The organism is Ramlibacter sp. PS3R-8, assembly GCF_037572435.1.
Lineage (GTDB): Bacteria > Pseudomonadota > Gammaproteobacteria > Burkholderiales > Burkholderiaceae_C > Ramlibacter.
In genome coordinates this window covers 281,965-300,198 of the sequence record NZ_JBBHGT010000004.1, presented here as the reverse complement: position 1 = coordinate 300,198, position 18,234 = coordinate 281,965, and the positions used below count along the sequence as shown (strand labels likewise).

Here is an 18,234-nt window from a genome sequence, read left to right as displayed (position 1 = left end):
GTAGGCCGGCGGTGAGCCCGAAGGCGAACCCCGGTGGTTTTCCTATTGCCCGAGCCGCGGCGCCGACTTCAGCACCGCATCCAGCTCCTGCTTCCAGAAGCGCGCGCTGCCCGTCGTTCCATGCCCGAGCGTCTGGTCGCTCGCGGGAATCACGTAAGCGCGGCCGCTCTTCACGCGCTTGATCTCGCGCTCCAGGATGCCCAGTTCCACCGGGTTGCGTTCGTCGTCGGCGGAATTGATGGCAAGCAGCGTCGCATTGATCTTCTCCAGCCCGGCGGACGGGTTGTAGTCGGCGGAGGACTCCCATTGCAGCAGGTGGTCGTTGGCGTCACCCGTGAACGCGCCGGGCTTCAGGCGCGCTTCCAGCGCGGCATCGGCACGCTCGCGGCTGGGTCCCGCCTTCATGTACGAATGGTTGCCGCCGTTGGTGGCGGTGGCGAAGAACACGGAGGCGATCTGGGCGCTGGCCGGCTGGGTCGTGTAGTTGCCGTTGTTCCAGGCCGGGTCGCGGCGGATCGATTCGGTCAGCAGGCGGCGCAGCATCCAGTTGCGGCCGGACATCGGCGTCGGCAGCGAGGCCATCGGCACCGCGACATCCATCATGCCGGGATGTTTCTGCGCCCAGATCCAGGTCTGCATGCCGCCCATGGAGTTGCCGATCACCAGCCGCAGGTGCTTGATGCCCAGGTGCTCCGTCACCAGCCGGTACTGCGCGTCGACCATGTCGTCGTAGTTGTACTTGGGGAACTTCATGCGCAGTCCGTCGGACGGCTTGCTGGACTGGCCGGTGCCGATGGCATCGGTGAGGATGATGAAGTAGCGGGTGGCGTCCAGCGGCTGGCCGGCGCCGAAAAGCTCGCCGCCGAAGTTGGGCGTCAGCATGGACGCGGACGATCCGGTGGTGCCGTGCAGCACCAGCACCGGCTCGCCGTTCGGGTTGCCGACGGTCTGGTACGCGAGCTTCAACTCGGGCAGCACCTCGCCGGTGTGGAACTTGAAGTCGCGCACGACCCAGCTGCCCTGGCGGGGCGCGGGGAATTCTGCGGCGAACGAAGTGAGGGCTGCGGTGCACAACGCGAGGGATGCGGTAGCGCCGCGCAGGAAGGAACCGGCGGTCATGTCGTCTCCTGTTTCTGGGGATCGTGGCGGGTGCAGCTTCGCATCGGGAGGGGCGCGGCGTCAATCCGCGCCGTCCCGCACAATATCGCCATGCGCGTCACCGTCTGTTGTTCCGACACCAAGGCCGCCCCCTGGATCGAGGCCTTGCGGGCGGCGCTGCCCGGGGCCGCCGTGGAGGAGTGGCGCCCCGGCGCGCCGCAGGCCGACCACGCGGTGGTGTGGGCGCCACCCCAGCAGTTCCTGGACGAACAGCCGGACCTGAAGGGCATTTTCAACATCGGCGCCGGCGTCGATGCGCTGATGAAGCTGGCGCTGCCGCGCGATGCCGTGGTGGTGCGGCTGGACGACGCCGGCATGTCCGTGCAGATGGCGGAGTTCGTCTGCCACGCCGTGATCCGCCACTTCCGCGAATTCGATGCCTACGAGCGCGACGCCGCCCAGGGCAAATGGGGCTTCCGGCGGCCGCGGCTGCGTTCGGAGTTCCCGGTCGGGGTGATGGGCCTGGGTGTGCTGGGCGCGCGCGTCGCGCAGGCGCTGGCCGCCTTCGAGTTTCCGGTGCTGGGGTGGAGCCGAAGCGCCAGGGAAGTCGCGGGCGTCCGCTGCTTCGCGGGCGGGGCGCAGTTCGACAACTTCCTCGCATCGACGCGCGTGCTGGTCAACCTGCTGCCGCTGACGCCCGACACCGAAAACATCCTGGACCGCGCGACGCTCGGCCGCCTGCAGCCGGGCGGCTACCTCGTCAACGTGGCCCGCGGCGCGCATGTGGTCGATGCCGACCTGCTGGCGTTGCTGGACAGCGGTCACCTGGCCGGTGCGGCGCTGGACGTGTTCCGCACCGAGCCGCTGCCGGCCGAGCATCCGTTCTGGCGGCATCCGAAGATCACCGTGACGCCGCACACCTCGGCCCGCACCTTGCGCGATGAAAGCGTGACGCAGATCGCCCGCAAGATCGCTGCCTTCGAGCGTGGAGAACCCATCGCCGGCGTGGTCGATCGGAAGAAAGGATACTGAGGCCATGCAACTCCCCGCCAAGGTCAAGCTCGTCGACGTCGGCCCGCGCGACGGCTTGCAGAACGAGAAGGAGCCCGTCCCGGCGGCGGTGAAGATCGAACTCGTGCATCGCCTGCAGGACGCGGGCCTGACCGAGATCGAAGTCACCAGCTTCGTGTCGCCCAAATGGGTGCCGCAGATGGCGGACGCGGCCGAAGTGATGGCGGGCATCCGCCGCCGCACGGGCGTCCACTACTCGGTGCTGACGCCCAACATGAAGGGCTTCGAAGCCGCGCTGGCATCGCGGCCCGACGAGGTGGTGGTGTTCGGCGCCGCCAGCGAGGCGTTCAGCCAGCGCAACATCAACTGCTCGATCGCCGAAAGCATCGACCGCTTCGCGCCGGTGGTCGAGGCGGCCCGCGCCAGGGGCATCCACGTGCGGGGCGTGATCTCGGTCGCCGTCGGTTGCCCGTACCAGGGCGAGGTCAGCCCCGAAGGCGTGGAACTGGTGGCGCGGCTGATGAAGCAGATCGGCGTGCAGCACTGCGGCGTGGCGGACACCATCGGCGTCGGCACGCCGCGCAAGGTGCAGGCGGCGATGGAGGCAGCGTTGAAGCATTTCGCCCTCGACGACCTCTCCGGCCACTTCCACGACACCTACGGCCAGGCGCTGGTGAACACCATGGCGTGCCTGGAGATGGGCATCTGGCAGTACGACGCGTCGGTCGCCGGGCTCGGCGGCTGCCCTTACGCCAAGGGAGCGACCGGCAACGTGGCCACCGAAGACGTGGTGTACCTGTTGCACGGCATGGGCATCGACACGGGCATCGACCTGGACCGGCTGATCGACGCCGGCAAGTACATCAGCGACTTCCTCGGCCGCAAGCCGAATTCGCGCGCCTCGACGGCGCTGTTGAACAAGAGGGCTGCATGAATGCGGACGGTGAGTTTCCCGAAGGCGTCCAGCGCGTCGCGCGTGTCCTGCAGGACCAGGGCCACCCCCACCTGCCCGTGATGCTGGACGGCGCGGCGCGCACCGCGCAGCAGGCGGCGGACGCGCTCGGCATCCAGGTGGGCCAGATCGCCAAGAGCATCATCTTCCGCCGCAAGTCCGACGACGCCGCGGTCCTGGTCATCACCTCGGGCGATCGCCGCGTGGACGAGAAGAAGGTCGATGCCATCGTCGGCAAGACGGGGCGCGCCGACGCCGACTTCGTCAAGGGCAAGACGGGCTTCTCCATCGGCGGCGTGTCACCGGTCGCGCATGCGGTGGCGCCGGTCACGCTGATCGACCGCGAGCTGTTCCGCTTCGACGAGATCTGGGCCGCCGCCGGCCACCCGCACGGCGTGTTCAAGCTGCGGCCGCAGGACCTGGAGCGCCTGACCGGCGCGCCGGTGGCCGACGTCGTGCAGAAGCTCGAATGAATTCAGCGCGCGAATTGCTCCTGGAGCAGGCGGCGCAATTGCCGGATGCGCCGCAGGCGCCGTCGCCCTGCATCTCGGTGTGCCGGATGGACGCGGTCACTGGCCTCTGCGAAGGCTGTTTCCGCACGCTGGACGAGGTCGCCGCGTGGGGCATGATGGCCGACGACGACAAGCGCGCGGTGTGGCGGGAACTGGTCCGGCGCGCGCAGCAGCCATGAAGCACATCACCTTCACCTTCGACGTCATCTCGCCTTATGCCTACCTGGCTTTCGAGAAATTGCCGGAGGTATTGAAGGGCCTGAGCTACTCGGTCGAGTATCGGCCGGTGCTGTTCGCGGCTTTCCTCAAGCACCACGGCCAACTGGGGCCGGCGGAGATCCCGCCCAAGCGCGACTGGACCTACCGGCAGGTGCTGTGGCTTGCGCATGCCAACGGCATCCCGATGCAGATGCCCGCTGCCCATCCCTTCAATCCGCTCGGTTTGCTGCGGCTGGGGCTGGCTTGCGGCGACAGCGGCCGGGTGAACCGGCACGTTGCCGAAGCGCTGTTCCACCACGTCTGGCGCGGCGGCGCGGAAGCGACGGATCCGGTCCGCCTTGCCGCACTGCAAGCCCGGTTGCAGCCCGTTCGCGATCCCGCCGGTGACGACGTGAAGGCAGAACTGAAGTCCAACACCGAGACCGCCATCGCGCGCGGCCTGTTCGGCGTTCCGGCGTGCGAAGTGGACGGCAAGATCTTCTGGGGCTTCGACGGACTCGCGATGCTGCGCGCGTATGTCGACGGCGACGCCTTCTTCACTTCGGGCGCGTGGGAGCAGGCCGCGGCCGTGCCGGCGGGACAGGCGCGGCGCGGGTAGACTCCCCGCCAGGAGACAGACAACCATGTGGAAACTGGCCATCGGCTTCGTCATTTTCGCGGCCCTCTCGCTGTTCGTCATCTTCCGGGCGGGAGACAAGGTGGACATGGGCGGAGAGAAGCACGGCACCGATGCGGTCGCGCCCGCGGGCGCTGCCTCCGGCGCTGCATCCGCCCCCAAGCACTGAGCCTCGCAGTCTCCGCGGCGCCACGCCGCGTTTGATGCGCCGCCACGGCTGGGCTAGACTCGCCCCGTGCCGCCACGGCCCTTCCAGCTCACGCGCTATTTCACGACCACCAGCCTGGTGGCCTTCTGCGTGCTCGGCGCGGCATTGTTCTTCCTGCAGCTCGGCGAGGAAAGGTTTTTTGCCGGCACCCAGGCCGAACAGGCCGCCTTCTTTGCCAAGGTGCAGGGCGACCTGCTGCAGGAGCAGAAGGAAAACGCCCGCGCCAGCCTGGTGGCAGTGCACGAAGCCGGGCACATCAACCTGACCCGTGTGTTCGCCAACGCCTTGTGGGCGTCGCACCTCCAGCCACTCGTGGCGCAGGCGCAGGCCGTGCCCATCGGTCCCTGCCGGCTGCCGATGGAGGCCGATGTCGCCGGCCGCACTGCTGCCGAGGCGAAGCTGGCCTGCATCGCCAAGGTCCGCAGCCAGGTCCATGCCTTGCCCGCCTTCGCCAAGGTGGACGGACCGGTGCGCGCCCTGATGCGCACCACGAACGTGTTCAAGATCAAGGTCTATGACCTGCGCGGCCTGACCGTGTATTCGTCCGAGGCCGTGCAGGTGGGCGAGGACAAGGTGGACAACGCGGGCTGGAAGGCAGCGGCGGCGGGCAAGGTGGCCAGCGAGCTCGTGCACCGCAACCAGTTCAGCGCGTTCGAGGGCGTGGTGAAGGACCGCGACCTGATCCAGAGCTACATCCCTGTTGCGGCCGCGGGGGGCGGCATCGGCGGCGTGTTCGAGATCTATTCCGACGTGACGCCGCTGCTGCAGCAACTGGAGGCCGCCAGCGCGCGCAGCGCCGCCGCCAGCGCCCGCCACCGCGACCGCCTGCTGGCCGGCGCGGCGGCCAACCAGGAAGAGGTGGAGTCGGCGTCCACGCGGCTGTTGCTGACGGTGCTGGCGCTGCTGGGCCTGACCTACGGCGCCCTGCTGTCCTTCGTGCGCCGCGGCCAGCGCGTGATCGACCAGGAATCGCGCGCGCGCGCCCACGCGGCGGAGCGCGAGCAGGACTGGCACCGCGAGAAGATGGGGACCATCGGGGCCATGGCGGCCAACATCTCGCACGAGGTGGGCAACCCGCTGGCGATCATCGCGGGGCTCGCGCGCGAAATCCAGCAATGGCGCGAGCAGCGCCACATCAAGCCGGAGTTCGCCCGGATGATCGTCGAGCAGACGGCGCGGATCTCGGCGCTGACCGGGCGCATCGGCGACTTCGCGCAGCCGGGACGCGACACGCTGCAGCTGCTGGACGTGAACGACCAGGTGCGTGCGGTCAGCGACTTCCTGGGTTTCGACCGCCGCTTCCACGGCACCCCCATCGAGTTGCGGCTCGGCGCCCGCCTGCCCGCCTGCCATGGCGTGCCCGACCACCTGACCGAAGTGCTGATGGCCCTGCTGCAGGCCCTGGAGCATGCCTGCGAGGACTGCCGCACCCCCAGCGCGCGGCTGGTGGTGGAGACGTCCTACCTGGCCAGTGTGGTCACGATCCGCATGAGCGGCTTTTGCGGCTACGGTCGCGAGCGGTGCGAATTCCCCGCCAACGACCCGCGCGTCGACTCGGCGCGGCAGCTCATGGAGGGAATGGGCGGGCACATCGAGGCCGCCGGTCCCGCCGTCGAAGTGCATCTCATGTGCGCCATGGGGGACCCGGCGCCTGCCGCCGAGCCCGACGCCGTCAGCGCCTGAACTTGCCGTCGCTGCCGATGATCGAGAGATCGGCGAAGTCCAGCCCCGTGTGGTCGGTGGCGCTGAAGCTCACTTCCAGCCCGCCGATGTCGAACCGGTCCAACGACTCCAGCGCCGCAACGACCTTGGCACGCGTCGGATTGGGGCCGGCGCGGCGCAGGCCTTCCACCAGCACCTTGGCCGCTGCGTAGCCTTCCAGCATGGCGGGGCTCAGTTCGATCTTCTTCTCCTTGGCCAGGACCATCGCTTCCTTGACCAGGCCAAAGGCAATGGACCGTTCGGCCGGGAACACCTGGGTGACGATCACCCCGCGCGCGGAATCGCCCAGGCTCTTCACGAAACCCGATGACGCGTTGTTGGACAGGGTCACCACCTGCGCGGCCGACTTGGCCGCGCGAAGGGCCTTCACGCCGTCGGCCACGGCATTTCCGGACGCAATCCAGAGCACGGCCTGCGCATCCTTGCCGGTGATGTCGGGAATCATCTTCGCGTAGTCGGGCTTCAGGCGATCGGCCTTGATGACCACCAGCGGCTCGAGCTTCGCCTTCTGGAAACCCTTGCGCGCGCCTTCCAGGCCGTCGGTGCCGAAGGAGTCGTCGGCATAGACGACCGCGATCCGCTGGATGCCCAGCGTGTGCAGGTGCGTCACGGCCTTTTCGGCCTCCCGCTGGTAGGTGGCGCGCACGTTGAACACGTACTTGTTGACGGGCTGGTGCAGCACCATGGCCCCGGTGGACGGGGCGATCATCGCCACGCCATGCGTTGCCAGCAGCGGGAGGATGGCCACGCTGTGCGGCGTGCCGCGCACCAGGAACAGCGCGGTGACGCGCTTCTGCTCGATCAGCACCTTGGCGTTCTCGGCCGCGAGCTTGGCGTCGAACTTGTCGTCCATCGAGATCAGCTCGATCTTCTGGCCGTTGACGCCGCCCTTGGCGTTGACGCTGTCGAGCCAGAGCTTGGCGCCCATGGTGGTTTCCTGCACGCCGGCGGCGACGATGCCGGTGATGCCGGCCGTCTGGCCGATCAGGATCTGGGCCGTGGCCCAGGCAGGCGCCAGGGCCAGCAGCGCTGCGCACAAATACTTGTTCACTTTGTTGTCTCCTATCCCCCAAATGGGTGAACTGCCGACTTTAGGCAGTTCGTGCCACCGGGAGCCAGTCAGACGCGCGTGAGAAGGCGTGCCGGCAACACTTCGCGGAAAAAGGGCACAAGTCCGTTGATCCGCTGCACCGCCTGCGCCTGGCAGTGCTGGGTGGAAACGGCCTGGAACACGGCGTCACGGAGCAACCACAGTTCCTCCGCGCATTCGGCCGTATGCAGCCGCCAGCGGACGCGATCGACGTCGAAGCCTTCACAGTCCTCCAATACCGCCAGCAAGCGCTGGCGAACCGCATCGACGCCAGCGGCGGGCGCGCGGAACTGCCATTCGAAGGGGTGGCTCGGAAGCCAGGTGGACCTTGCGGTCATGGGCGTCGGCAGGCGGAAGGGACCTTCACCATCCGTGAATGGATGAGCATGGCGTGTAGGACAACGCCTTGTCCGTGGTAGGACAAGGGTATGCCCCGGGCCGTGGGCCGGGTGAGCGCGCACTCCCTAGAATATCCGGCCTTGTTTCCAGAAGGCCTCCATGTCCCAGGGATCGATCCGCATCCGCGGCGCCAGACAGCACAACCTCAAGAATCTCGACCTCGATCTCCACACCGGCGAACTCACCGTGGTGACCGGCCCCAGCGGGTCGGGCAAGTCCAGCCTGGTGTTCGACACCCTCTACGCCGAAGGCCAGCGCCGCTACGTCGAGACCTTCTCGGCCTATGCGCGCCAGTTCCTGGAACGCATGGACAAGCCGGCGGTGGACCGGGTCGAGGGCGTGCCGCCGGCGATCGCGATCGACCAGACCAATCCGGTGCGCTCGTCGCGCTCGACGGTCGGGACGATGACCGAGCTGAACGACCACCTGAAGCTGCTGTTCGCGCGGGCGGCGCAATTGTTCGACCGCAACACTGCGCAGCTGGTGCGGCATGACTCGCCCGAAACCATCTACGAACAGCTGATGGAGCGCACGCGCGGCACCGATCCGCGGCTGGTGGTGACGTTCCCGGTGGAGCTGCCGGGAGGCACGACCGCGGAGGAAATCGAACAATGGCTGGCCGCGAGCGGCTTCACGCGCGTGCAGGCAGAGCGCGAAGTCGCCACGCCGACGGGGCCGCGCAAGGTCCTCGACGTGGTGGCGGACCGCTTTCGCGTGCAGGGCGTGGAGAAGGTGCGGGCGATCGAGGCGATCGAGGTGGCGCTGAAGCGGGGCAGCGGGCAGCTATCGGTGTACGCGGGCGATGAGGACGCGAAGGAGGTGTGGAAGTTCTCCACCGGCCTGCACTGCCCCGACAGCGACATCCGCTATGGCGACCCGGTGCCGTCGAAGTTCTCGTTCAACTCGCCGGTCGGGGCGTGCGAGACCTGCCGCGGCTTCGGCCGCGTGATCGGCGTCGACTACAACCTGGTGATCCCGAACGACAAGCTGACGCTGCGTGCGGGAGCGATCAAGACGTTCTCGACGCCGGCCTGGTCCGAATCGCAGGACGACATGATGCGGCACGCGGAAGCCGCCGGCATCCCGCGCGACACGCCCTGGTACAAGCTCACGCCGGAGCAGCAGCACTGGGTGATCCACGGCGCTCCCAACTACCGGGAGGGCAACTGGAACCGCCAGTGGTACGGCGTCAAGCGCTTCTTCGTGTACCTTGAAAGCAAGGCGTACAAGATGCACATCCGCGTGATGCTGTCCAAGTACCGCAGCTACACGCCGTGCGAGGCCTGCGCCGGCGCGCGCCTGAAGACCGAGCCGCTGTTGTGGCGCCTGGGCAGCAAGGAAGATGCGGACACGGTGCTGGAACCGGCCAGGCGCTTCATGCCGGTGGGCGTGCAGTGGTCGCGCGCGCAGCTGGAAGCGCTGCCGGGACTGACGCTGCACGACCTGATGATGCTGCCGATCGAACGGCTGCGACGCTTCTTCGACCGGGTCGAGCCGGATGCGGAAGCGCATGCCGGCGGAGACCTGCAGGCCATGAAGCTGCTGTTCGAGGAGATCAACACGCGCCTGAAGTACCTGGTCGACGTGGGCATCGGCTACCTCACGCTGGACCGGCAAAGCCGCACGCTGTCCGGCGGCGAGGTGCAGCGGATCAACCTGACCACCGCGCTCGGGACCTCGCTGGTGAACACGCTGTTCGTGCTGGACGAGCCGAGCATCGGTTTGCATCCGCGTGACATGGGCCGCATCACGCAGGCCATGCACCGCCTGCGCGACGCCGGCAATACGCTGGTGGTGGTGGAGCATGACCCCGCCGTGATGGTGGCGGCGGACCGCATCATCGACATGGGCCCGGGCCCGGGCGAGAAGGGCGGCCAGATCGTCTTCGACGGCACCGTGGCGGACCTGCGCAATGCCGACACGCTGACCGGCGCCTACCTCGGCGCGCGCAAGCACGTGGGCATGGGCTTCAAGCGCGCGGTCACCGAATCCACGCCGCGGCTGGTGCTCGAGGGCGCGCGCGAGCACAACCTGCGGGACCTGAACGTGGAAATCCCGCTGCAACGCATGGTGGTCATCACCGGCGTCTCGGGGTCCGGCAAATCGAGCCTGGTGCAGGACATCCTGGCGCCGGCGCTGCTGCGGCACTTCGGCCGCGCGACGGAGTCCGCCGGCGCGCACGACCGCCTGCTGGGGGCGGACCATCTCTCCGACGTCGTCTTCGTCGACCAATCTCCCATCGGCAAGACGGCGCGTTCCAATCCCGCGAGCTATGTCGGCGCGTGGGACTCGGTGCGCGAGATCTTCGCCACCTCGCCGCTGGCGCGGCAGCGCGGCTACACCGGCTCGAAGTTCAGCTTCAACTCCGGCGACGGGCGCTGCCCCACCTGCGGCGGCTCGGGCTACGAGCACGTCGAGATGCAGTTCCTCTCCGACGTCTACCTGCGCTGCCCGGACTGCGACGGCAAGCGGTACCGCCCGGAAATCATGGAGGTGACGATCGAGCGGCACCCCGTGGGTGCGCTGCAGCCGCGCAAGCTGAACGTGGCGGACGTGCTGGACCTGACGGTCAGCGAGGCCGCGGCCCTGTTCGCCAACGACCGCGACGTGATCCGCGCCCTGCAACCGATCGTGGACGTCGGCCTGGAATACGTGAAGCTCGGGCAGCCCGTGCCCACGCTGTCGGGCGGCGAATCGCAGCGCCTGAAGCTGGCCGGCTTCCTGGCCGAGGCGGCACGCTCGTCCACCCATTCGCGGCAAGGCGTGGCCAAGAAAGGGACGCTGTTCCTGTTCGACGAGCCGACCACCGGCCTGCACTTCGACGACATCGCCAAGCTGATGCGCGCCTTGCGCCGGCTGCTGGAGGCCGGCAATTCGCTGATCGTCATCGAACACAACCTCGACGTGATCCGCGCGGCCGACTGGCTGGTGGACCTGGGGCCGGAAGGCGGCGACGGCGGCGGGCTGCTGGTGGCCGAAGGTCCGCCCGAGGAAGTGAAGCTGCATCCGACGTCGCACACCGCCAAGGCCTTGCGCGACTACGACATGACATTGGGCGTCGGCAGCCTGGCCTTGAGCGAGAAAACCGCCGCCGAGTACGCGCAGCGCGCGACGAACAAGGCGGAGCGCCCCCAGGCGATCCAGATCGTCAACGCCAAGGAACACAACCTCAAGAGCCTCAGCGTCGACATCCCGCACAACAAGTTCAGCGTGATCACCGGCGTGTCCGGCTCCGGCAAGTCCACGCTGGCCTTCGACATCCTGTTCAACGAGGGGCAGCGCCGCTACCTCGAATCGCTCAATGCCTACGCGCGGTCGATCGTGCAGCCGGCCGGCCGGCCCGAGGTGGATGCGGTGTACGGCATCCCGCCGACGGTGGCGATCGAGCAGCGCCTGTCGCGCGGCGGCCGCAAGTCCACGGTGGGCACGACCACCGAGGTGTGGCACTTCCTGCGCCTGCTGTACGTGAAGCTCGGGATCCAGCACTGCGTGCACGACGGCGCCGAAGTGCGGCCGCAAAACCCCGACATCATCGTGGCGCAGATCATGAAGCGCTACAAGGGCCAGCACATCGGCCTGCTGGCGCCGCTGGTGGTCAACCGCAAGGGCGTGTACACCGAGCTGGCCGACTGGGCGCGGCCGCGCGGCTACTCGCACCTGCGCGTCGACGGCAACTTCCTGCCCACCACCGGCTTCCCGCGCATCGACCGCTTCAAGGAGCACACGATCGAACTGCCGGTGTGCGACCTGGACGTCACCCCCGCCAATGAGGCCCTGCTGCGCGAGAAACTGGCCGCGGCGCTGGAGCACGGCAAGGGCATCGTGCACGTGCTGGCGCCGCTGGACGGACTGCGCACTGCGTTCAGCTCCGGCCTCGTCAAGCACGAGGGCATCGGCCAGGTGGAGGTGTTTTCGACCTTGCGGGCCTGCCCCGTCTGCGCCACGAGCTACCCCGAGCTCGACCCCCGCCTGTTTTCGTACAACAGCAAGCACGGCTGGTGTCCGGACTGCGTCGGCACCGGCGTGAAGCTGACGCGCGACCAGCGCAAGGCCTTCGACGACACCGTCGTGGCGGCGGAGGACAAGGGCCGCGAACAGACCTTTGCCGAGCCCGAAGTGGAGGACGTGTCCGACGAGGCGTGCGTCACCTGCCGCGGCAGCCGCCTGAACGCGCAGGCGCGGGCGGTGCGCTTCGACAAGACCGGCATCGCCGACATCGCGGCGCTGTCGGTGCACGACGTGCGCCGGTGGGTGGAAGGCCTGCAGGTGCAGGACGTCCTGAGCGTGCGCGAGCAGGGCATCTCGCGCGACCTGATCCCCGAGATCAAGTCGCGCCTGGAGTTCCTGGAGGAAGTGGGGCTCGGTTACCTGACGCTGGACCGCGGCGCGCCCACGCTTTCGGGCGGCGAGGCGCAGCGCATCCGGCTGGCGGCGCAGCTCGGCTCCAACCTGCAGGGCGTCTGCTACGTGCTCGACGAACCCACCATCGGCCTGCACGCGCGCGACAACCAGATCCTGCTGGACGCGCTGCACAAGCTGGGCAGCAAGGGCAACACGCTGGTGGTGGTGGAGCACGACGAGGACACGATCCGGCGCGCCGACCACATCATCGACATCGGGCCCAGCGCCGGCAAGCGTGGCGGCCGCGTGGTCGCGCAAGGCAGCGTTTCGCAGGTGACGGATGTCACCGAGTCCGTCACCGGCCGCTACCTGCTGCATGCGATGCAGCACCCGCTGAAGCCGCGGCGGCTGGTGGATGCGATGCACGACCGCGAGCCTGTGGGCATCCCCATTGCGGAGACACCGTCCACGGTGGTGAAAGGCAAGAAGCCACGCTCGCTGCTGGCGCAGATCGCTTCCAAGCTTCCTGTCCCCCTGGGGGAGGGAGGCGGTGCGGGCGGTGCGCCCACCAACTTCCTACGCCTGAAAGGCGCAGACCTCCACAACCTGCGGGACGTGGACGTCGACGTGCCCTTGCGCCGCCTGGTGGTCGTCACCGGCGTTTCGGGCTCGGGCAAGTCCACGCTGGCGCGCGACGTCCTGCTGCACAACGTGCAGGCGGTGGTGCAGCAACGCTATACCAAGGCCGGCCGCGACGCCGACGCCGCGGGCAAGCACGCCAAATGGGTGGGCTGCAAGTCACTCTCGGGATACCAGTCGATCGACCGCGTGCTGGAAGTCGACCAGACGCCGATCGGCAAGACGCCGCGGTCCTGCCCCGCCACCTATATCGGCTTCTGGGACACGATCCGCAAGCTGTTCGCGGACACGCTGGAGGCGCGCGCCCGCGGCTACGGGCCGGGCCGCTTCTCCTTCAATACCGGCGAGGGCCGCTGTGCGTTGTGCGAGGGGCGCGGCGTGCGGACCATCGCCATGAGCTTCCTGCCGGACGTCGAAGTCCCCTGCGAGGCCTGCCACGGCGCGCGTTTCAACCCGGAGACGCTGGCCGTCACCTGGCGCGGCAAGAGCATCGGCGACGTGCTGCAGATGGAAGTGGACGAGGCGGTGGACTTCTTCGCCGCCATGCAGAACATCAGCCATCCGCTGCAGTTGCTGCGCGACGTGGGGCTGGGCTACCTGACCCTGGGGCAGCCGTCGCCGACGCTGTCGGGGGGCGAGGCCCAGCGCATCAAGCTGGTGACCGAGCTCTCCAAGGTGCGGGACGACATCACGCGGCGCGGGCAGAAAGCGCCGCACACGCTGTACGTGCTGGACGAACCGACGGTGGGGCTGCACATGGCCGACGTCGAGAAGCTGGTCCGGGTGCTGCACCGGCTGGTGGACGGCGGCCACAGCGTGGTGGTGATCGAGCACGACCTCGACGTGATCGCGGAGGCCGACTGGATCATCGACCTGGGCCCGGACGGCGGCTCCGCCGGCGGCAAGGTGGTCGCTGCGGCTCCCCCGGAGGAGGTGGTGGCGCTCGGCACGCACACGGGGAAGGTGCTGGGGCCGGTGCTGGCGCGCTAAGCTGGGGTTCGCGCGGCTCACCACCAGCCTACCCCATGAAAACGTTCTTCAACGACCAGCACCCCCTGCACCACGGCCGGCACGAGATGTTCCGCGGCAAGCTGGTGCCGTGCGTGGAGGTGCCTTCGCGGGCCGACTTCGTGCTGCAGGAACTGCGCGCGCGTGGCTTGGGTGAGGTCGCGTCCGCGCCGGAGGTCGACCTTGCCCCGATCGAACGCGTCCACGCCAGGCGCTACATCGACTTCCTCTCCACGGCCTGGAACGAATGGGTCGCACTCGATCCCGCCAACGCGGAACTGGATGCGCTGCCGTCGTACTGGCCGATCCGCACCTTCCGCAGCGACGTGCTGCCGGCCAGCTTTCCCGCCCGCATGGGTCTGTTTTCGTACGACGCCGGCTCGCCGATCACCAGCGGCACCTGGCCTGCCGCACGACAAGGGGCGGCATGCGCGGTCGGCGCGGCGGACCATCTGCTGCAGGGCGGCCGCTCCGCGTTCGTGCTGACGCGCCCGCCGGGTCATCACGCGGGCCATGACTTCTTCGGCGGCTACTGCTTCGTCAACAACGCTGCCGTCGCCGCACAGCGGCTGCGCGACGGCGGCGTTGCGCGCGTCGCCGTCCTCGACATCGACTACCACCACGGCAACGGGACGCAGGCGATCTTTTACGAACGCGGCGACGTGTTCTTCGCCAGCGTGCACGGCGACCCGCACACGGAGTACCCGTACTACCTGGGGTACGCCGACGAACGCGGCGCGGGCGCGGGCGAAGGCTGCAATCTCAACCTGCCGCTCCCGCGGGGCACCGGCGTCGCGCGCTGGCGCGAAGCGATGGCCATTGCGTTGCAGGCGATCGCGCGTTTCGGTGCCGACGCATTGGTGGTCTCGCTGGGCGTGGACACGTTCGCGGGTGATCCCATCGCCGGCTTTACATTGCAAAGCAGCGACTACCTGCAGGTGGGCGATGACCTCGGCGCAACAAGACTGCCCACTATGTTCGTGTTCGAAGGGGGCTACGCGGTCGCCGAAGTAGGGGTGAACACTGTCAACGTGCTGGAGGCTTTCAAGCAGCGCGCGGGCTGATTACCATCGAGCTCCCCCTACCGGAGTTCATCATGCTTTATCCGATGGTCCGCAGTTTCCTGGTGCCGCTCGCAGCGGCCACGCTGCTTGCCGCGTGCGGCGGCGGCGAAGTCGCCATCTTCATCGAAGACGATTTCGGCAACGAAAATTCGTATTCCAGCGGCCGTGTCGGCACGGTCGACGTCGTGTCGCCGCAGGACACGCGGTTCTCCGGCACCTACACCACCAACGACGTGCAGCTCACGGGCACCTATCGCTTCGCGCCGGCGGGCACGATCCCGGCGACCTGCCGCTTCCGCTTCGCCGGCCTGCAGCTCGATGGCCGCAATGCGTTCCTCGACGGCGAGATCCGCTACCGGGTGAACTCGACCGAGGTCGTGACCTCGTTCCTCGCGATCAATGGCCTGGCCTACCGGCTCGACGACAGCGCCGCCGTGGTGGTGAACAAGGACCTGAGCCGCATCCGATTCCAGAACGCGACGCTTTCCTCCCGCGGCAACCCGGCAGAGACGATCACCGTCACGGGTTTCATTCCGTACCGGTCGGACAACCTGCCGAACGGCTGCTGAGCAAGCGCCTGTCGCCTGCGTTACTGACGGCGGGTCCGACCGGATGGCGGGCGCGCGCGGCACGCGCTCCAATACGCGTTTCGTCCAACGCGTTTCACCATCAGGAGTCCCGATGCGCCGTCGCCATCTCATCCAGCTCGCCGCCGCCACCCTGGCCGCCGCGAGCATGGGTGCCCAAGCCCAGGCCTTTCCGGCCAAGCCGATCAAGCTCGTCATCGCCTTCCCCGCGGGCGGGCCGACCGACATCACCATGCGGCAGCTGGCCGACAACGCGGGCAAGATCCTGGGCCAGCCCGTCATCGTCGAGAACAAGCCCGGCGCCGGCGGCTCGTTGCCCGCGCAACTGCTGCAGTCCAGTGCCGCCGACGGCTACACGCTCGCGCAGATTCCGCTCGGCGTGTTCCGCCTGCCGTACACCACCAAGATCAACTGGGACCCGGTCAAGGACATCAACTACGTCCTCAACGTCACCGGCTATGCCTTCGGCATCGTGGTGCCGACGGACAGCCCGATCAAGAACTGGAACGACTTCGTCGCCTATGCCAAGGCGAACCCGGGCAAGCTGAGCTACGGGTCGACCGGCACGCTGACCAGCCCGCACCTCACCACCGAGCTGATCGCGCAGAAGCTCGGCGTCCAGCTGAACCACATCCCCTACAAGGGCAGCGCCGAACTGGCGCAGGCCATCACCGGCGGCCACATCATGGCGGCGGCCGATTCGACCGGCTTCGCGCCGCTGGTCAAGGCGGGCAAGCTGCGCGTGCTGAACACCTGGGGCGAGAAGCGGCTGGAGCAGTTCCCCGAGGCGCCGACGCTCAAGGAGCTGGGCCTGGACATCGTGCAGAACTCACCCTTCGGCATCGGCGTGCCGCGCGACACGCCGCCCGACGTGGTGAAGAAACTGCACGACGCCTTCAAGAAGGCGATGGAAGACCCCTCGTACGTGCAGGCGCTGAACCGGTACGACATGGTGCCGATGTACATGGACCCCGCGCAGTACACGCGCTTTGCGCAGGACACCTTCCGCACCGAGAAGGCGCTGGTCGAAAAGCTCGGGCTGGCCAAGTAAGCTGCGCGTCATGCCCGACGCATCCCGCAAGCCGCTGGTCTGGCTGCCCGCCTGCCACCGCAATCTGGACCTCGGCGATCCCGGTGGCTACACCGTGCTCGCCGATCGCTATGCGGCCGCGGTGACGGACCTGGGCCTGCAGCCCGTGCTGTTTCCCATGGCGGAGGCCGCGGACATCGCCTGCCTGCTGCCGATGGTCGACGGCGTGCTGCTGACGGGCTCGCCGTCCAACGTGGAGGCGACGCACTTCGGCGCCACCGCGTTGCCCACCGACCTCCTCGACCCGCGCCGCGACAAGCTGACGATGCATCTCGTGCGGGCCGCGCTGGTCGGGGGCGTGCCGCTGTTGGGCGTCTGCCGCGGGCTGCAGGAGATCAACGTCGCGCTCGGCGGCACGCTGCACCAGACGCTGCACGACCAGCCCGGGATGATGGATCACCGGGAACCGGAGAGCGAGGACCTCGCGGTGCAGTTCGCGGACCGGCACGAAGTTCTGCTCGAGCCGGGCAGCGCGTTCGCGCAGTGGGCGGCCGGCACGCGGGCGATGGTCAACTCGCTGCACGGGCAAGGCCTGAATCGCTTGGGCGAAGGCTTGGTGCCGGAGGCGCATGCGCCGGACGGCCTTGTCGAGGGCGTGCGCGTGTCGGGCGCCTCGGCCTTCGCGTACGGCGTGCAGTGGCACCCCGAGTGGCGCCATCGGGAGCACGCGTTCAACGATCGCATGCTGGGAGCTTTTGCTTCAGCCTGTCGCGGGCACCGTGCCGAGCGGCCGGTTTGAAAACCGAACAACCGGACGCAGAAGGCGCAGAAGTTACGCAGAAGACGGAGAAAAAACCAAAAAAAGGTTTTGGATGTCCTTTTGCGGCTTCTGCGTAACTTCTGCGCCTTCTGCGTCGGCTGTCCGCTCCCGAATTTCCTAGCGCGCCGACAGGATCGCCCGCGCCACTTCCGCAAACCCCGCTCCGCGTTCGCTGGGCGTCACGTACCTGGGCTTGAACGCCAGCTGATGCTCGAACCGGCGGATGTTGGCGACTCCCACGCTGTGCGGGAAGTGCTGGAACATCAGCACGTCATTGGTCGAATCGCCGACATACACCCAGCGATCGATCTCGGCGTCCAGTTCGCGTCCCAGCAGCGTGCGCAGGATCCAGCGGGCGCCGGACAGCTTGTTGTGCTCGCCATACCAGCCATTCACGTGGATCGAGCTGACGGTGGCATTCATGCCTTCGGCGCGCATCAGCGCCACGACCTCGTCGATGCAGGCCTGCGGCAGGTGGACGAATTCGCTGTGGTCGATGGCGATGTCCGTTTCGCGGCCGCCGCTGTCGCGGGACACCGTCGCGCGCGGCACCTCGCGCACGATGCGCTGGGCCACCTGCTGCATGCGCGCATGGTTGGTGCGGCGCGTGGCCTCGTCCTGCACGTACAGCTTGCGCAGCGGCCCGCCGTCCGGATCGCGTGCCAGCGCCACCGCTCCGTTCTCCGCCACGATCGCATCGACCGGCCAGGCCGCCGCGAAAGGCTCGCTCCATCCCACCGGCCGCCCGGTGATCGGGACGACGTGCAGGCCGGCGGCGCGCAGCGCGACCAGCGCCTCCAGCACATCCGCCGTCACCGCGCCTTCGGTGGTCAGCGTGTCATCGATGTCGGTGAGCACGCCCGTGATGCGGCCACGCTCGGTGGCCGGCCACTTGTCCAGGGGCAGCATCGCCGCCGC

16 protein-coding genes are annotated in these 18,234 nt (G+C 68.3%); 12 read left to right on the top strand and 4 right to left on the bottom strand.

The annotated features are described in order from the left end of the window. Positions 1-42 precede the first annotated feature (42 nt). Positions 43-1,119, bottom strand: a complete 1,077-nt coding sequence (locus tag WG902_RS16370) for an alpha/beta fold hydrolase (protein ID WP_340061201.1) — start codon at positions 1,117-1,119, stop codon at positions 43-45. Between the two features lie 90 nt (positions 1,120-1,209). Here WG902_RS16370 and WG902_RS16365 point away from each other — a divergent pair, with 90 nt between their 5' ends. The 7 genes from WG902_RS16365 to WG902_RS16335 all read left to right on the top strand — a co-directional run bounded on the left by WG902_RS16365 (position 1,210) and on the right by WG902_RS16335 (position 6,299). Then, positions 1,210-2,130, top strand: a complete 921-nt coding sequence (locus tag WG902_RS16365) for a 2-hydroxyacid dehydrogenase (protein WP_340061200.1) — start codon at positions 1,210-1,212, stop codon at positions 2,128-2,130. A 4-nt stretch (positions 2,131-2,134) separates the two neighbouring features. Continuing rightward, complete coding sequence (locus WG902_RS16360) at positions 2,135-3,043, top strand: hydroxymethylglutaryl-CoA lyase (protein WP_340061199.1); 909 nt, start codon at positions 2,135-2,137, stop codon at positions 3,041-3,043. Next, entirely contained in the window at positions 3,040-3,534 is a 495-nt protein-coding gene (locus WG902_RS16355) for a YbaK/EbsC family protein (RefSeq protein ID WP_340061198.1), read from the top strand. The genes WG902_RS16360 and WG902_RS16355 overlap by 4 nt, the downstream gene beginning before the upstream one ends. Then, complete coding sequence (locus WG902_RS16350; RefSeq protein ID WP_340061197.1) at positions 3,531-3,752, top strand: DUF1289 domain-containing protein; 222 nt, start codon at positions 3,531-3,533, stop codon at positions 3,750-3,752. Before WG902_RS16355 ends, WG902_RS16350 begins: the two co-directional genes overlap by 4 nt. Beyond that, a complete protein-coding gene (locus WG902_RS16345; RefSeq protein WP_340061196.1) occupies positions 3,749-4,390 on the top strand; it encodes a 2-hydroxychromene-2-carboxylate isomerase in 642 nt (213 codons plus the stop codon). Before WG902_RS16350 ends, WG902_RS16345 begins: the two co-directional genes overlap by 4 nt. Positions 4,391-4,415: 25 nt before the next feature. Then, positions 4,416-4,577, top strand: a complete 162-nt coding sequence (locus WG902_RS16340; RefSeq protein WP_340061195.1) for a hypothetical protein — start codon at positions 4,416-4,418, stop codon at positions 4,575-4,577. 66 nt (positions 4,578-4,643) lie between these two features. After that, a complete protein-coding gene (locus tag WG902_RS16335) occupies positions 4,644-6,299 on the top strand; it encodes a histidine kinase dimerization/phospho-acceptor domain-containing protein (protein WP_340061194.1) in 1,656 nt (551 codons plus the stop codon). Here WG902_RS16335 and WG902_RS16330 read toward each other — a convergent pair. Both WG902_RS16330 and WG902_RS16325 read right to left on the bottom strand, forming a co-directional pair. Beyond that, positions 6,289-7,389, bottom strand: a complete 1,101-nt coding sequence (locus tag WG902_RS16330; RefSeq protein ID WP_340061193.1) for an ABC transporter substrate-binding protein — start codon at positions 7,387-7,389, stop codon at positions 6,289-6,291. The two genes, WG902_RS16335 and WG902_RS16330, sit on opposite strands and share 11 nt — an antisense overlap. A 68-nt stretch (positions 7,390-7,457) precedes the next feature. Beyond that, positions 7,458-7,766, bottom strand: coding sequence for a hypothetical protein (locus tag WG902_RS16325; RefSeq protein ID WP_340061192.1), 309 nt, complete (start codon positions 7,764-7,766; stop codon positions 7,458-7,460). A gap of 160 nt (positions 7,767-7,926) precedes the next feature. Between WG902_RS16325 and uvrA the strand changes: the two genes are divergently transcribed. From uvrA to WG902_RS16300, 5 genes are all read left to right on the top strand, one after another. Then, on the top strand, positions 7,927-13,797 hold the full coding sequence (uvrA, locus tag WG902_RS16320) for an excinuclease ABC subunit UvrA (protein ID WP_340061191.1): 5,871 nt from the start codon (positions 7,927-7,929) through the stop codon (positions 13,795-13,797). A 35-nt stretch (positions 13,798-13,832) separates the two neighbouring features. Further along, positions 13,833-14,879 carry a histone deacetylase family protein gene (locus WG902_RS16315; protein ID WP_340061190.1) on the top strand — a complete coding sequence of 349 codons (1,047 nt, stop codon included), beginning with the start codon at positions 13,833-13,835 and terminating at the stop codon, positions 14,877-14,879. 32 nt (positions 14,880-14,911) lie between these two features. Then, positions 14,912-15,448 carry a hypothetical protein gene (locus WG902_RS16310; protein WP_340061189.1) on the top strand — a complete coding sequence of 179 codons (537 nt, stop codon included), beginning with the start codon at positions 14,912-14,914 and terminating at the stop codon, positions 15,446-15,448. Between the two features lie 112 nt (positions 15,449-15,560). After that, positions 15,561-16,517, top strand: a complete 957-nt coding sequence (locus tag WG902_RS16305) for a Bug family tripartite tricarboxylate transporter substrate binding protein (protein WP_340061188.1) — start codon at positions 15,561-15,563, stop codon at positions 16,515-16,517. A gap of 10 nt (positions 16,518-16,527) precedes the next feature. After that, positions 16,528-17,295, top strand: coding sequence for a gamma-glutamyl-gamma-aminobutyrate hydrolase family protein (locus WG902_RS16300; protein WP_340061187.1), 768 nt, complete (start codon positions 16,528-16,530; stop codon positions 17,293-17,295). Between the two features lie 138 nt (positions 17,296-17,433). Here WG902_RS16300 and WG902_RS16295 read toward each other — a convergent pair whose 3' ends face one another. Then, positions 17,434-18,225 (bottom strand): HAD-IIB family hydrolase, encoded by a 792-nt coding sequence (locus WG902_RS16295; protein ID WP_340061297.1) that lies wholly within the window; start codon positions 18,223-18,225, stop codon positions 17,434-17,436. Positions 18,226-18,234 lie beyond the last annotated feature (9 nt).